Source organism: Dyadobacter beijingensis DSM 21582 (genome assembly GCF_000382205.1).
GTDB classification, from domain to species: domain Bacteria; phylum Bacteroidota; class Bacteroidia; order Cytophagales; family Spirosomataceae; genus Dyadobacter; species Dyadobacter beijingensis.
Genome location: NZ_KB907786.1, coordinates 1457453 through 1472329, shown reverse-complemented (window position 1 = coordinate 1472329; position 14877 = coordinate 1457453). Strand labels below are relative to the sequence as shown.

The following is a 14877-nucleotide window of genomic DNA, read 5'->3' as shown; positions in this document are numbered from 1 at the left end:
AATTGGCTATTCCTCGATATTAACCGTCCGGGCACTACCTGCCTGCACGGCTTTTCCCGGTGCATATTCCGGGTTCAGCTTCGTAGGTACCGGCGCATTCACTTTCTGCTTCCACGCTTCCAGCTTGTCTTTCAGCTCTTTGACTTTGGCGGGACTGGCTTTGGCAAGATTTTTCGTTTCGCCGATGTCTGTGCGGATGTTATACAACTCCACGTGCCCGTCTTCGTAGAACTGGTGCAGTTTGAAATCGCCGGACCGGATCGTGCTCACCGGCCGCGTCCTGAATGCGTCCTTGTTCCGCTTGTCGCCTTTGTAAGCTTCGAGGTATGCAGGAAAATGCCAGAAAATGTCGCGCTGCGCCGCAGTTTGGCCGGAAAGCAGCGGCAAGAAGCTCTGCCCGTCTACCTCCGCATTCAGCGGCTTCCCGATCTTTGCCGCTTCCAGCAATGTCGGATAAAAATCGACGCCGATCACGGGAGAATCCGTCTGCGAACCGGCGCGGGTTTTGCCCGGCCATTTCACGATCAGCGGCACGCGCACGCCGCCTTCGTAGAGCATGCCCTTCGAGCCGCGTAACGGATGCTGGGCCGTAACCGCGCCCATGCCGCCATTGTCCGAGAAGAACACGACGAGCGTATTTTCTGCCAGGTTCAACGCATCGAGCTGCTTCAAAACCCGGCCGATGCCCTGGTCGGCGCTTTCGATCATGGCCGCGTAAACGGGGTTATGGTGGTGGGCGTCGCCCTTTTTCGATTTGTATTTGGCAATAATATCCGCCTTCGCCTCGATGGGCGTATGCACGGCGAAATACGAGAGGTACAGAAAAAACGGCTTTTGCCGGTTGCTTTCGAGGAATTTCAAGGCTTCGTCGGTCAGGCGGTCGGTGAGGTATTCACCTTCGCTTCCGCTGGTAATGCCCTCGTGCGGCGACGTTTTTCCCTCTTTATTATATGGATAAAAATAGGCGCTCGTACCGCCCGTTCCACCGATCACGTGCTCAAAACCCTGCGCATGGGCATCGGCGCCTTTCCCTTTGCCGCCCAGCTGCCATTTGCCGATCAGCCCGGTGCTGTAACCGGCATTTTTAAGCTCTTCGGCGATAGTCACCAATGAGGGGTTCAACACGGTATTGTTCTCGATGGGGATCAGTTTCCGGTCTACGGAATTACCCCGGTCCGAATTGCCGACCGTATAAATGCCGTGGCGCGGCGTGTATTTGCCCGTCATCAGCGACGCCCGGCTCGGCGCGCAGTTCGGTCCGACGGAATAGGCCTGCGAAAACCACATACCCTCTTTCCTCAGCCGGTCGATGTTCGGTGTTTCGTAGTATTTGCTGCCGTTGGCGCTCAGGTCCGTCCATCCCCAGTCGTCGACGAGGATGAAGAGGATATTAGGCTGCTTCGCCTCCTGCGCGAAGGCAGCTGACGTGAGGGCCAGTAACACGATGATTTGTACAAAAAGCTTTTGCATTTCTTCAACTATTTAAAAAACCTCACTCCCACCCCGGATTCTGCACCAGTTTCGGGTTCAAATCCATTTCCCGCTGCGGGATCGGGTGCAGGTAGTGCTTTTCCGCGGCGTTGGTTTTCCCTGCGGCGTGCAGGGCCGTAATCATGCGTTTAGTGCGGACGAGGTCGAACCAGCGCTGGAACTCGAACATCAGTTCCAGGCGTCGTTCCAGGTAAATCGCCTCGCGGAACTGATCTTTAGTCAGCCCGCTCAATGCATCCAGCCCCGCGCGCTTGCGTACGCGGTTCACGGCCGCGAGGGCCTCGGCAGCAGGCCCGCCGGTTTCATTCACGGCTTCGGCGTAAATGAGCAGGATTTCGGCAAAGCGGATCACCGGGATATTCTTGGCTGATTCCGTCGGGTTCACAATCTGCGCCGGGTCGAAATATTTGAAAAAACGGGGCGGGAAGGTGATTTCCTTGCCGGTGGTCGGGCTCACGAGCGACGTAAAGAAGGTGACGGCGCGGCGCTTGTCTTTCTCGCTATACAGCTTGTATACATCGGCATGGGGCTCGTCCGTACCTGCCGAAGCCACACCGGGTATCCCTACCGGCGTAGCCGACGAGGCCAGACGATTTCCCTGCCCATTGACATTAGACTTACATTGTGCCGAGAAAATATGCTCCTTCCCATTCTTGGTAGCCACATTGAACACATCCGCAAAATTTTCGAACAGGTCATAACCGTAGGGCCCGTTGATCACTTCCAGGCTTTTCGCGGCGGCTTTGTCCCACTCCTGGCGGGTGAGGTACACTTTCGCGAGAATGGATTTGGCCGCACCGCCCGTGGCTCGGCCGGCGTCGGCACCCGTGTAGGTATTCGGTAACGCCTCGGCGTCGGTCAGGTCCTGAATGATTTGCTTGTACACGTCTTCTTTCGGCGTGCGCGCCACCTGAATGGCATCCTTGCCCAGCGAACCATTTTCTTCGAGGATCAGCGGCAGGTCGCCCCAGAGACGTACCATGTTGAAATACAGCAATGCACGGAGGAATTTGGCCTCATTCACCAGCCGCGTGCGCAGGGTAGCGTCCATTTCAATGCCCGGAATGCGGGCGATCGCGATATTGGCGCGGTTGATGGCTACATAACTTTCCCGCCACAGCTCATCGACGCGGTCGTTGGTCGTCGAATGTGCGAGCACCGAAATCGTGCGCACGTCGGCGTTCGTCACGCGCAGTCCTGCAATGGCGTCGTCGGACATGATTTCGAATGCGAGGTGAAACAGGCGGTTGTACATCGTGAGGCCGCCGTTGTTAAGCGCGGCGTTGTAAACGGCCGTCACAGCCGCTACGGCGTCGCTTTCCGTTTTGTAAAATTGCTCCGTCGTAATGAGGGACGACGGGTTCTCATTCAGGTCGGTGCAGGCGGTGATGCCGGACAGGCCCAGGAAAAGGAATAATATCTTTTTCATTAATTCAAATCACTTAAAATGAAATACTTAGCCCACCCAAAAACGACTTACTGCCGGGATACACGCTGTAATCGATCCCCTGCGCGAGCGTGCTTTGCTCGTTGCGGCTTACCTCGGGATCGAAACCGGTATATTTCGTCCAGGTCAGCAGGTTAGCGGCCGACACGTACACTTTGATCTGGCTTGCATGGATCTTCGTCGCAATGCTTTTGGGCAGGTTATAGCCGAGCGTCACGTTTTTGAGGCGCAGGAAAGAGGCGTCCTCCACATACCGGCTCGTATTCACCGGCGCAGGATCTTCGAATGCGCGCTGGACGACATTAGTAGGGTTGGTCGGTGTCCAGCGTTCCAGGGCTGTTACCGAGGCATTTTGCTGGCCCGTAAGCAGTTCTAGCTGTTGTTTGTTCTGGTTAAAAAGCTTGTTGCCGTAGGTGCCCTGGAAGAAGAAGCTCAGGTCGAAATTCAGGTAGGAAAGGGTGTTGGTAATGCCTCCCTGAAATTTCGGTTGGGCGTTCCCGATGAGCGTCCGGTCGTCGGCCTGGGTGATTTTGCCGTCGCCGTTAATGTCGACGTAGCGGCGGTCGCCGGGCTTGGTGGTGGCGGGGTTGATGGTCGGCAGGTTGGCGATGTCGTCGCCCGTCTGGAAGAGGCCATTAGCTTGATACCCGTAAAACGACCCCAGCGGCTGTCCTACCTTGGCGATGTTTGCGCCGGAAATGATGTAGTCGGCCCCGTCGCCGAGGGTCAGCACCTTGTTGCGGTTCACGGAAAATACAAAATTGGTGTTCCACGTAAATGCGCCCGCGAAGTTCTCCGTATTGATACCCAGCTCGATCCCCTTATTTTCCACGGAACCATAGTTCTGCAATGCCGTCGATTGCCCGGTAGTGTACGGGATCGGGACGTTCAGGAGCAGGTTCGTCGTCTTTTTGTAATAGGCATCGAAAACGAAATTGATACGGTTTTTGTACAACGAAAGGTCGATACCGGCGTCGTACTGGGCCGTCGTTTCCCAACCGAGGTCGGGGTTGGCGATGCGGTTGGGGGCGAAACCGATGTAAGTCTGCCCGCCGAAGAAATAGGTATTCGAATTCAGCGTCGCCAGTGAAAGATACTGGCCGATTTCCTGGTTGCCCGTCACCCCGGCACTCACGCGGAGTTTCAGGTTGCTGATGGTTTTGTAGGTCGACAGGAAATCTTCCCGCGAAATGTTCCACGCAAATGCCGCGGAGGGGAAATAACCCCACTTTTTATCTTTTCCAAAACGGGAAGAACCGTCGGCGCGGCCACTCACGGTGAAAATGTATTTCTGGTCAATGGAATAGTTGATCCGCCCGAGCCAGGAGTTGAGCGCCCAGGCCGACGAGCCCGAAGAAGGCTGGCTGTACACCGAGCCGCTGCCCAGGTCATTGTATTCCAGCTGGTCAGTCACAAATGCTTCCGAAGCCGCAATGGCGCTTTCCGTTTCAAACGCCTGCTGGGTGTAGCCCACTACGACATTCAGCGAATGACGGTCGTTGATGGTTTTCGAGTAGCTTAATGTATTCTCGTTCAACCAGGTAGAGGAAAACTTGGTCCCTACCGATGCCTTGCCCGTCGGGTTGGAATTTGCGCCCTGGTAAATGTCCGAAGGCACATAGCGGTTCTGCTTGTTGTTGATCACATCCGCCCCGAACGACACCTTGCCGACCAGCCCGTCGAAAAACGTATATTCGCCGTACACATTACCGAGCACGCGGTAGGTTTTCGTCTGGTTCACCTCTTTTTCCAACGTCGCGATGGGGTTACCCAATGGCGTTTCGAATTCGCTTTGATACGTGTACTTGCCATTCGCATCGTACACATTCACGGTCGGCGGCATGGCGAGCAATGCATTCACGACGCCATTGTTGGCCACCTGGGCCGTGATTTTGCTGGCCGTCAGGTTCACACCTACTTTAAATTTGGCAGAAAAGTCGCGATCGAGGTTAATGCGCCCCGAGTACCTTTCGAAATCGGTATTCCGCAGCACGCCGTCCTGTTTGAAATAATTCCCTGAAATAGAATAGCGTGTGCGATCGTCCCCGCCTGTGAGCGATAGCTGGTGGTTCTGGATGGGCGCCGAACGGAATGCCTCGTTTTGCCAGTCGGTGCCCTCGCCCAATGCGTCGAGCTGCGACTGGGTGTAGTATGGCGCTTTGCCGGAATTGGCGCGTGCGTCGTTTTTGAGCAATGCCCAATCTTTCGCATTCGTGAGCACGTCCACCTTTTTCAGCACTTTCTGTGTGCCATAATAGGCGTCGTAGGTCAGTGTATTTTGGCCCGCCTTGCCCTTCTTAGTTGTGATAATCACGACCCCGTTTGCGCCGCGTGAGCCGTAAATGGCTGTTGCGGAGGCGTCTTTCAGTACTTCAATGGACTCGATATCACTTGGATTGAGGCTGGATAGTGCGTTGATGCTAGGCCCGGCCGTCACACCGGCACTGGCGTCGGCGTTGCTGTTGTAGACGGGAAAACCGTCGATCACATACAATGGCTCATTTCCCCCCGTAATAGAGTTTCCCCCACGTATGCGTATGCTCACGGCCGCGCCCGGCTGCCCCGACGTCTGCGTGACCTGGACACCCGCCGCTGCGCCCTGCAATGCCCGGTCAAAAGAACTGATAGGCTGTTTCAAAGCCAGTTGCGGCACCGAAGACACGGAACCGGTAATGTCCCCTTTTTTCTGCGTACCGTAGCCGATCACGACGACCTCGTCGAGCACATTGGCCGTTTTCAATACAATTTCGGCCGGCTCACCGGAGAGTTCGTAGATATCGATTTCCTGCTGTTGGTAGCCGGTCAGGCTCACCTGCAATGTGAAGGGAAAATCAGCGGGCGCGGCAATAGAAAACTTGCCGTCGAGGTCCGTAGCGGCATAGCGCGCGGTGCCTTTCAGCACAACCGTCGCGCCGGGGATCGTCTGCCCGGCAGCGTCCTTCACCACGCCGGTGACGGCTTCCTGGGCATAGGAGTGGCTTAAAAAGCCTGTCAGAAACAGGACCACGTAGAGGTACTTTCTCATTATCAAAGGTTAATCGGGTTTATTGAAACTTTTAACGTAAAACGGGATTGGTTGAATTTCAGAAACTATTATGCGTGCCACTCCCTGATCAGCACGATGGCGCCGACCGGTCGCAGAATGTAACGCTTATCCATATACGCACACGGGCGTATACGCGAAACCCTGCCCCTGTGTTTTCAAGCTTTACAGGCATTTGCAGATGTACCGTCAGGAAATGGTGGTTATTTCCGGTCGACAGGATTTCAATAAAATACTTACTCTATAAATTTGGTGGGCAAAGTAAACTTAACAATCCCAATAATGCAAGGATAGCGTTGCATTATTGGGATATTTTAAGGATTTGCATTTGAATAGGATACAATTAATCCGCTTTGGTTACTTTCAGGTCTGTAAAATGCCCCAGCGTACCCGGCCCGATCCACAATGCGACAGCGCCGCGCTGGTCTTTACCCTGTTTGAGGTCGTTGACGATCAACGCCGGCTGATCGGCTCCATTCACATAGAATTGCGCGGATTCGTCTTTCACGACGACCTTCACCTTCGTCCATTCGGCCGGCAGCATATCGGCGTAGGCCTCGTATTTTTCGGGCGTTTCCTTGCGCAGCTTTTCCCACGGAAAGCCCGGCTGCGACACATACTGCGTTGAATGGTTACGGCGCACCTGATCGTTGGCGCGGCCATTGGTGGGACGAATGTAAAAAAGCTCCATTTTGGAAGTATCGGCCGCTACGCGAAACGCAATGCCTACGAACCCACGCGCACCTTCACCGGAATTGGCTTTGGGCTGGCCGGAAATCGTAGCCTCGATGGTACCGTTATGGAAATCGGTTTCCTTCAATAAGGCAAAAGTTTTCTCGTTGCGGGGCGCTCCGGTCATTTCCAGTGCAACAGCCTGCTTTCCCTTATATTCGACGGCGCTGACGGACACCTGGTAGGGCGTCAGCGAAGCAGGTTTGAGGACAATGTTCTGGGCATGGGCCGCAGTGAACGTGAGCGATAGGGCGAGCGAAAGCCCCAGGGCGGTAGTGACGATTTTTTTCATGGCCTGTAAATGATTGTATTGACATGGTTACCAAATGCGCAACCGTTTCAAAACTACTTATTTGCCATTGTTTTTCCCAGCCGCGCGCTCCGCTCTTTTTTTGATGTGGGAATCGTCCGAAGGCATCCGCTGTACCAGCGCCGGCGGCGTGTCGCCGATCTTCCTTTTGTAGATTTCCAGCGATCCGAGCAGTTCCTTTGCTTTGGCCGGGTTGGATTTCAGGAGGTTGTTCTGCTCGCCAACATCAGCTTTGAGGTTAAACAGCAACGTATCCGTAGCCGGAACGATCACCGCATTGCCTGCTTTCACATCTTTCTGCGGCAGCCTGACCTTCCAGTCGCCCTTGCGGTAGGCTTCGATAATGCCGTTGGAATAATAGGCGAATTCGTCGCCCTTGCGCTTGCCGGTTCCGAACAATACCGGGCTGATGTCCTCACCGTCGAGCGGCTTTTTCGTCTGGGTTTTCTGGCTTCCGGTGAGGCTGATGATCGTCGGGTAAAGGTCCAGATGCGAGGCCAGATCGTCGTAAACCAAGCCTGGCTTGATCTTTCCTGGCCAGTACGCTACCGTCGGCACGCGCTGCCCGCCTTCGAAGGTCGTGCCCTTACCCTGCCGCAACGGCCCGGCAGAGCCGCCTTCCACATCGAATATCAGCCAGGGACCGTTATCGCTTGTGAATACCACCAGTGTATTCTCTTCCAAACCATTCTTTTTCAATGCCTTCACCACCTCTCCCACGCTCCAGTCGAGTTCTTCGATGACGTCGCCATACAATCCGCGCTTCGATTTACCCTCAAACTTAGGCGAGGCGTAAATAGGCACGTGGGGCATATTATGGGTGATATATAGGAAAAAATGCTTGCTTTTGTTCTCGTCGATAAACCGGACGGCCTCTTTCGTGTAGGTCTGCGTGATATAATGCTGGTTGACTTTGATGCTGTCCACTTCGTTGCCGCGCAGGTACGCGACGCCCATCATGTCGTTGCTGTACGGAATGCCGTAGTATTCATCGAAACCGTTTTGCAGCGGTAAAAACTGCCGGTGGTGCCCCAAATGCCACTTCCCGAAAATGGCCGTGCGGTAGCCATTGCCTTTCAGCGCCTCTGCAATCGTTACTTCTCCCGACGGAATACCGGTGAAGCTTTCCGGGAAAAAGACGTGATCGATGCCCAGCCTGCGTGGGTAACGCCCCGTGATGAGCGCGGCGCGGGTGGGGCTGCACACGGGCGATGCGGCGTAAAACGAGGTGAATTTTAATCCATTCGTGGCCAGGCCGTCGATATTGGGCGTGCGGATGTCCGTCGCGCCGAATGTACCGATGTCGCCATACCCAAGGTCGTCGGCCAGGATGACGACGATATTCGGTTTCCGTGCCGTTTGCGCCCGGGCTGCGAAAGCGGAGAGAATGATACCCAGCCCGGAGAGCACGAATATGAAAGCTTTTCTCATTTTACAGCCTGAAATCTTTCCAGTTTTTCCTTCTCCTGGGCCAGACGTTTGGCGTCGGCTTTCAGGTAACCAAATTGGTGGAGGTCTTTGTCGGCATTTTCAGCCACCCAAAGCAGGAATTTTTTCGCCTCCGGGTTGGAGTTATGCTTGTCGATCGAGAAATGGATGTTTTCAACCGGTACGTTTTTCACTTTATCGGTTTCCAATGCCGTAATCACCTGGTCGAGATTTTCCAATGCTTTCTCTTCTTTCGAAACGCGCCCGTTTCCGTCGAAGTCCACCGGGATGATCGTCAGTCCGTCAAGCGGTTTGCGGGTTTGAAGATCGTAAGCGAGGCCGGGCGTCGTATAGGTAATGCCGGTTTCGTCCTTCAAAAGTGCCTTGATCAAATGCTCGTCGGCACCGGCGATGGCTTTGCCCTTGATGTTCTGCTGCTCGTAACCGAAATACCTGGCGAATGTGAGCGGTGCGCCGGCCTTTTGAAGGCGGGTGTAGATCGTGTACTGCGTCGTCAGCGATTTATCTTTTTCTGCGTAAATGTCGTGAAAGAAAATCTGCTTGTAGGTCTTCTCGTTCAGGCCTTTATCGGCATATTCCTTTGCAAACGCCGATTTCGCATTCGCCACCGGCAACAGTGCATACCGGCCGATCGAGATATATTCACGGCTTTCCTTCACTTCTTTTTCCTGGTCATAAGCTTCGATCAGCAGGTCGTATTTGGCAGGATCGGTGATGGTGCGCGTCTCGATCACGATCTGCGCCTTCGGATTGGCAGCGGTGTATTCCTTGATCCACTTATCGACCAGCGGGTAGGCAAACCTTACGCCGGTGATAATGACCTTGTTTTCGTCGGCTTCTTGTGCAAATGCATTCGGGAAAGCGCTCAGTGCGAGACCTGCCGCGAGCAAAACGGATTTAAAGTTTTTCATGATGTGAAATGGTTGGAAGCGCGGACGTCGCCGGCCGCAGCACAATGAATGGTATGTAACAGGGTGAAAATCAGGTCAGCAACAACAGTGCCCTGCTCGGGAATGGCAAAAGGGGAAGCCCACCATAGGCACAGGTGTAACGCGCGAAGAATAACGATCCATCGATTTCATGTTTGAAAAAGATTGTGGTATTGATCCCGTTTGCTGGTGGTTAACAAACAAAATCTACTAATTTGATAGACAAAGTAAGTTTAAAGAAATTGAAATCGCAAGGGGTAGGATTGAAATTCGTAGAAATTTGCCGTAATGAAGCGATTACCAGATCACCTGAAGGCCTTCGGAAGTGTATTTGCGGATGTTTCTATCATCCGTGATGAAGATCAGGTCTTTTCGGATAGCCTGCCAGATCAGCATGCGATCAAACGGGTCATTGTGATAATGTGCTGTCAAATGACTGAAAGTGCTGGCTTGTCCGGGGGTTAGCACTAGCATTTGAAATCCCCAGTCCTTGCAGACCGCAGGGAGCCGTTCCGGACGCAGGCTTCCCAGCGCCAGTTTTCCACAACCGATTTTAATGCAAATTTCCCAAAAGTTGACCGAGCTCACGTAGATTTGATTTGTCTTGTCGGCGATGGTATTGAAACTTTGAACGGATAGTTTTTGGGGTTCCAACAATGTCCAGATTAGAGTGTGTGTATCCAAAAGATATTTCATATATCGAACTCTTCCTTGGTAGTTATGCAAAAATCATCGCTCATAAAGTAACCCGGCATTCCACTGAAAATGCCAAGCTTGCGGCGTCCGGCGTCAATTGTGGCATTAGATTCCTTTGGATATTCTTTTTTCGCTTCGCCGGATGCTATTGTCTTCTTTGTAGCAGCAGTCGATGGATTGCGTACAGCTTTCATGGTAAATGGTTTTTTAGCCAATTTACAAACGACCGGACTGCTATGCAATGCCGAATTAGCACTAATGTCCAACCGGCAACGCTGCGTGATCGAGCGTCTGGGATTTGGGCTTTCGATTGCTCCATTTCCGGAAATCTTTCCAGATGGCTTCCGGGTAGAGGTTGATCCCGTAGCTGTAATAGAAGCCACTGAAACGTTCACGGAAGCCGCCGGAGGAAAGGGCGTTCCGGTAGCCGAGCTGTGAGTTGACGCCGGCCCAGCGCAGTGCACGGTATTCGCCGTAAACACCCACCTGAAGCGGAATGAAATAGTCCTTGCGCGAGCCGGACGTGATGCCGTCGAACAGGTCCCGGAAGCGGGTGCTTTCGTTGCCGATCCCGATTTCAAGCGGTGTGGACAGTACCCAGCGCTTGTTGCGGATGGCCGTGTGCCAGTAGGCGAAGTTTACAAACCGCACATCGGTGGCAGTGTAGTAGGATAAATTGAGGGTATTGGAGAGAATGCGCCGCCAGTTGACGAGCCTCCGTGCCGCATTATATCCAAGCCAGTAGTAGCCTGCCGTAATGCGGTTTCGCTTCTCGCCGAACGTGATCCCGGCATTTACCCCGAAAACATTGATATGCTTTTGCTGAATGAATGTACCCCGCGCGTCGAAGTTGAAGAAGAGCTTTACCCTGGCGGAAGCCCTTGCGCTGGAGTCGGTTTGCGTGGAATCGGTTTGCGCACGTGCCACCTGCGCGCCTGTGAGCAACAGGCAGAATGCAAATAGTATGATTTTGTCAGGGCGCTTGCGTGGTTCGCGGAAACCGTATTTCATCTGGACTTCAAAACAAAGCGGTACGGGCCTGTTTCGTCTTTCGTCTGATCAGGACCACCGGGTATTGTTTCAATTAACGCAAAACCACTTAAAGAAATTTACAGATTAAAAAAATTTAATGCGGACACGTCAAGGAACGCGTTTCGTCAACGCATTCAGCTCATTATCAGTTGGCGTAGCCGAGGGGACACCTTCCGGCGGTATCTCCATTTTCGCAGCCCACACAATGGCATTGAGTACAAGTTTGCGGAAATTATCGTCCTGCCAGTTCCGGTGCATATGCCCGCCCGTGAAACCGAACCCGCGCCCGCCGTCCGGCCGCTCGAATGCCCAGGCGAGGGCCTGCATTTCCTTTCGCACCAGCACCGCTTCTCGAACTGCCGGGTTGTTGGAATGCGTCCCGTCGGGCTGTTTAAGCGTCGATTCAGGGGGTAATGCCTGCAAAATGGGCGTAATACCTTTCATATCGGCGGGGAAGCGCATGTGGTAGTACCACTCGTCGCGGATCGTGAAGGGCTTCACGCCACGGGCAACGGGATGGTCGGGAAAGCTGGCGAAACTGGCCTCCCAAACGGGGTTTACCGACCAGTTGGTTTCGAAATACCCTCCTATCCATTTCAAAAAACGTTCGCCGCCCGCCTTCGCGTCGACTTCCAGGGAAAAATGCAGATTGACAATGCCTGTACCGCGTGACGTAAGTTGCTCCATTTCGGCCGCGTGCACCAGTTCCAGGTGGTCGCTGCCGCCGCCGTCGAGGTAAAAAACAATCGCCGCGGCATTGTCCAGCACGGATTTGTCGCGGGGCCAGCCGTTGCGTACAATGACGGCTTCTACGCCCGGCAGACTGTCGTTCAATGCTTTGGCCAGCAGGGTACAGCCGCCGTTATGCTCGTGCTCGCCCTTGCCGTGGCTGTCGGGGCCTGCGATAAATACGATTTTTTTCTTTTCTGCCGCCCCTTTTGCAGACTGTCCTCTCTCCTGTGCGACCGCAACCGTACAAAGCAGCAAGAGGCTCCATATGAAGGCGCATATCCTGTCCATGATTTTCCCGGTTTAATGAATGGCCCCATCTGGCGGCCGGTAAACGGGTTTCGACAGTATAAAAATCAGGCCACCGGGTTACTTCATAGCGAGGCTGATCAACTCGGCCGTGTTTTTCACATTGGCCTTTTTCATGATGCTGGCGCGCTGATTGGCCACCGTATTGGAACTGATATCGAACTTTTCGGCAATGTCTTTGCTGCTCATGCCCTCGGTGAGGCATTTAAGGATTTGCTGCTCGCGAGGAGTGATAATTTTCCAAATGGATTTTTCCTGCACCGCTTCCTGAGCAGGACGCGTGTCGGGTACGCGGGAGAGCTGTTTGAGCAGATTTTTGATGATGACCGACGACGCGTAGGGAGGAAAATACAGCTCACCTTTCGCAATGGCGCGGATTGCTTTCAGCATTTCGTCGCGGCTCGTGTCCTTTTCAAGATAGCCCGATGCGCCGCTCAATGCCGAGGACAGCACATAGTCGGTGTTGTTGTGCATGCTGAATACCAATATTTTCACCGAAGAAAATACAGGCACGATCTGTTTGATCACATCCAGACCAGGCATTCGCGGCATCGTCAGGTCGAGCAGGATCACGTCGGGCTTTACCTTTTCGACCATATCCCACACCTCGTCCCCGTCCGAGGCTTCCCCGGCGATCACGAGGTCGTCTTCGTCTTCGAGCAGGGTGATGATGCCCTGCCTCACTACCGAATGGTCGTCTACAACTAAAATCCGAATGGGCATACGCGGTAAGCTAATCAGCAATAAGTCACTATAAATCAACCTGAACGACCAGCCTGGTGCCGCTATCTACCTTGGAAATGATTTGCATTTCGCCATGCAGCAGCTGCGTACGGGTGCGGATGTTTTCCATCCCGTTGCGGGTCAGGAACTGGCCTTCTTCTGACTTCAAATTACTAATTAAAAATCCTTTTCCGTCATCGGCGATTTCCAAAACGACGTGATTCTTATTTTGTTCCAATTTTATCTTGATCTCATCCGCATTGGCATGTTTGACGGCATTATTCAAAGCCTCCTGCGCAATGCGGTATAGCCCGATCTCCATCGGCCGCGACATCTGGATGCGCTCGCCCGTTTCGCCCTCAAATACCACCTTTACCCCCGATAGGTCCGCCGCCTGCTGGCAAAGCAGTTTCAAAGCCGACGCCAGCCCGAAATCGCTCAATACCGACGGCATGAGGTTGAAAGATATCTGCCTGGTTGTCTGGATAATATCCTGAATAAGCACCACGAGCTGGTCGAAGCGCTTCTGGTGTTTTTCGTCGTGGAACTGAACGGCTTTCAGTTTTTCCGCGTGGAGTTTCAGCCCGGTAAGCATCTGCCCGATGCCGTCGTGCAGCTCCAATGCAAAACGCTTACGTTCTTCCTCCTGCCCCTCGATCAGCGCCCCGGCACGGACGCGGTCTTCGGTCAGTTGCAGTTCGTATTTTTCTTCTTCCAGCCTGAGGAGTTCTTTTTGTGTTTCAACAAGCTGATTATTAGACTCTTTCAACTTCTGGTTCGAAAGCTGTAATGCATCTTCGGACTCGGTGAGCATCCGCACCACCCGGCGCGTCGTGTTCACCACCGGCCTGAAAATCAGCAAGCCTTCCGCCACGAGCACGAGAATGGTCATGAGATCGAGAATCCATTCGATGCGTTCGAGGTTTTCCAGTCGTTCAAAACTTTCCTTATCGAACTGAAACACAATGCTGTTCATCCGGGAAAGGAAGTCCGGCTCGCTGGCGAGTACCTCCGCCAATGCACGCTCGCGGCCGCCCTGGCCGGATGTGTCGCTGCCGATGATGCTCAGGTTGTTGTAAATGCGGTCGAAAACGGGTGTCAGCTGATGGAACATCGTGTCCAGCGGCGGGCTTTTCCAGGTAACAAATCCCCGGTCGACGGGCAACTTTTTGGAAAGCAGGTCTTCGTGGCTGTCCTTCCACAATGCGAGCAATGCGCCGAAACGCACGGAATCGTGGTGTTCAATATTGTTCACTTTCAAGATGGCCAGCTTGGTAAGGCGCTGGCTGAGCATACGCTGCCGGCCCGCCACATTCACCACGCGGCTGTCGTGGTTGAGGTTACGGATCGTCCTGCGTATCAGGAACAGCCCGCTGATGGTCAGCAAAGCCACCACACACAATGCCACCACATAAAACCGCGTGAGGTTGCCCGCTACACGCTTGTCGAGTCTTTCCATTTGCTTACTGGCCGTGGGTTGAAATCCACGGTAAATGATAGGTCTGCCGCAATCACAGTCCTACATACACGCGATTTTCCTTTACCATCACCGGGAAGGTGTTAATGCGGTATTCGTCGTCGTTCAGGCACTGTCCGGTTTGCAATGAAAAGGTTTTTTTATGAAAAGGACAAGCTACTTTCGGCTCTTCGCCCTGGCTGCCGATCATTCCGCGAGCAATGGCCATCTGCTGGCGGTGCGGGCACTGGTTGTCGGTAGCATACCATTCGCCGCGTCGGGTAAAATTGAAAATCGCGATTTGCCTGCCGCTGATAAACGCACATCCCCCTCCGTCTTCGGGAATATCGTCGACATAGCAGGCCATATGCCAGGTTACTTCATTGATTGTGTCAGTGATCGTTTCCATGATTGCTTGTAGTTTGGTCGTCCAGGCCCCGGGGGTGAAACCCCGGGGTTAAGAATGTGTTTTATCTCTTTCTGATATTAAATCTCCTTGCTGTTGCATTTTTTTAAGGCCTCCCTGGGTTG

Annotated in this window: 13 protein-coding genes; all 13 read right to left on the bottom strand. The window is 53.6% G+C overall.

The annotated features are described in order from the left end of the window. Positions 1 to 6: 6 nt before the first annotated feature. On the bottom strand, positions 7 to 1470 hold the full coding sequence (locus H144_RS31490) for a sulfatase (protein WP_019941156.1): 1464 nt from the start codon (positions 1468 to 1470) through the stop codon (positions 7 to 9). A 22-nt stretch (positions 1471 to 1492) separates the two neighbouring features. Next, the gene (locus tag H144_RS0106055) at positions 1493 to 2920 is read right to left on the bottom strand and encodes a RagB/SusD family nutrient uptake outer membrane protein (protein ID WP_019941155.1); all 1428 of its coding nucleotides are present in this window, start codon (positions 2918 to 2920) and stop codon (positions 1493 to 1495) included. 13 nt (positions 2921 to 2933) lie between these two features. Continuing rightward, entirely contained in the window at positions 2934 to 5963 is a 3030-nt protein-coding gene (locus tag H144_RS0106050; protein WP_019941154.1) for a SusC/RagA family TonB-linked outer membrane protein, read from the bottom strand. A gap of 361 nt (positions 5964 to 6324) precedes the next feature. After that, positions 6325 to 7005 carry a hypothetical protein gene (locus tag H144_RS0106045; protein ID WP_019941153.1) on the bottom strand — a complete coding sequence of 227 codons (681 nt, stop codon included), beginning with the start codon at positions 7003 to 7005 and terminating at the stop codon, positions 6325 to 6327. A 57-nt stretch (positions 7006 to 7062) separates the two neighbouring features. After that, positions 7063 to 8454, bottom strand: a complete 1392-nt coding sequence (locus H144_RS0106040) for a sulfatase family protein (protein WP_019941152.1) — start codon at positions 8452 to 8454, stop codon at positions 7063 to 7065. After that, entirely contained in the window at positions 8451 to 9383 is a 933-nt protein-coding gene (locus tag H144_RS0106035; protein WP_019941151.1) for a type 2 periplasmic-binding domain-containing protein, read from the bottom strand. Before H144_RS0106035 ends, H144_RS0106040 begins: the two co-directional genes overlap by 4 nt. Positions 9384 to 9698: 315 nt before the next feature. Beyond that, complete coding sequence (locus tag H144_RS0106030) at positions 9699 to 10097, bottom strand: type II toxin-antitoxin system VapC family toxin (protein ID WP_019941150.1); 399 nt, start codon at positions 10095 to 10097, stop codon at positions 9699 to 9701. Next, a complete protein-coding gene (locus H144_RS0106025; protein WP_019941149.1) occupies positions 10094 to 10291 on the bottom strand; it encodes a hypothetical protein in 198 nt (65 codons plus the stop codon). Before H144_RS0106025 ends, H144_RS0106030 begins: the two co-directional genes overlap by 4 nt. Before the next feature lie 61 nt (positions 10292 to 10352). Further along, positions 10353 to 11108: a hypothetical protein gene (locus tag H144_RS31485; RefSeq protein ID WP_019941148.1), complete on the bottom strand. Its 756-nt coding sequence runs from the start codon at positions 11106 to 11108 to the stop codon at positions 10353 to 10355. A gap of 129 nt (positions 11109 to 11237) precedes the next feature. Further along, a complete protein-coding gene (locus tag H144_RS0106015; protein WP_019941147.1) occupies positions 11238 to 12149 on the bottom strand; it encodes a ThuA domain-containing protein in 912 nt (303 codons plus the stop codon). 78 nt (positions 12150 to 12227) lie between these two features. Beyond that, a complete protein-coding gene (locus H144_RS0106010; RefSeq protein ID WP_019941146.1) occupies positions 12228 to 12890 on the bottom strand; it encodes a response regulator in 663 nt (220 codons plus the stop codon). Between the two features lie 28 nt (positions 12891 to 12918). After that, the gene (locus tag H144_RS0106005) at positions 12919 to 14349 is read right to left on the bottom strand and encodes an ATP-binding protein (protein ID WP_019941145.1); all 1431 of its coding nucleotides are present in this window, start codon (positions 14347 to 14349) and stop codon (positions 12919 to 12921) included. Between the two features lie 52 nt (positions 14350 to 14401). Further along, a complete protein-coding gene (gene nirD / locus H144_RS0106000; protein WP_019941144.1) occupies positions 14402 to 14755 on the bottom strand; it encodes a nitrite reductase small subunit NirD in 354 nt (117 codons plus the stop codon). Positions 14756 to 14877: the final 122 nt, after the last annotated feature.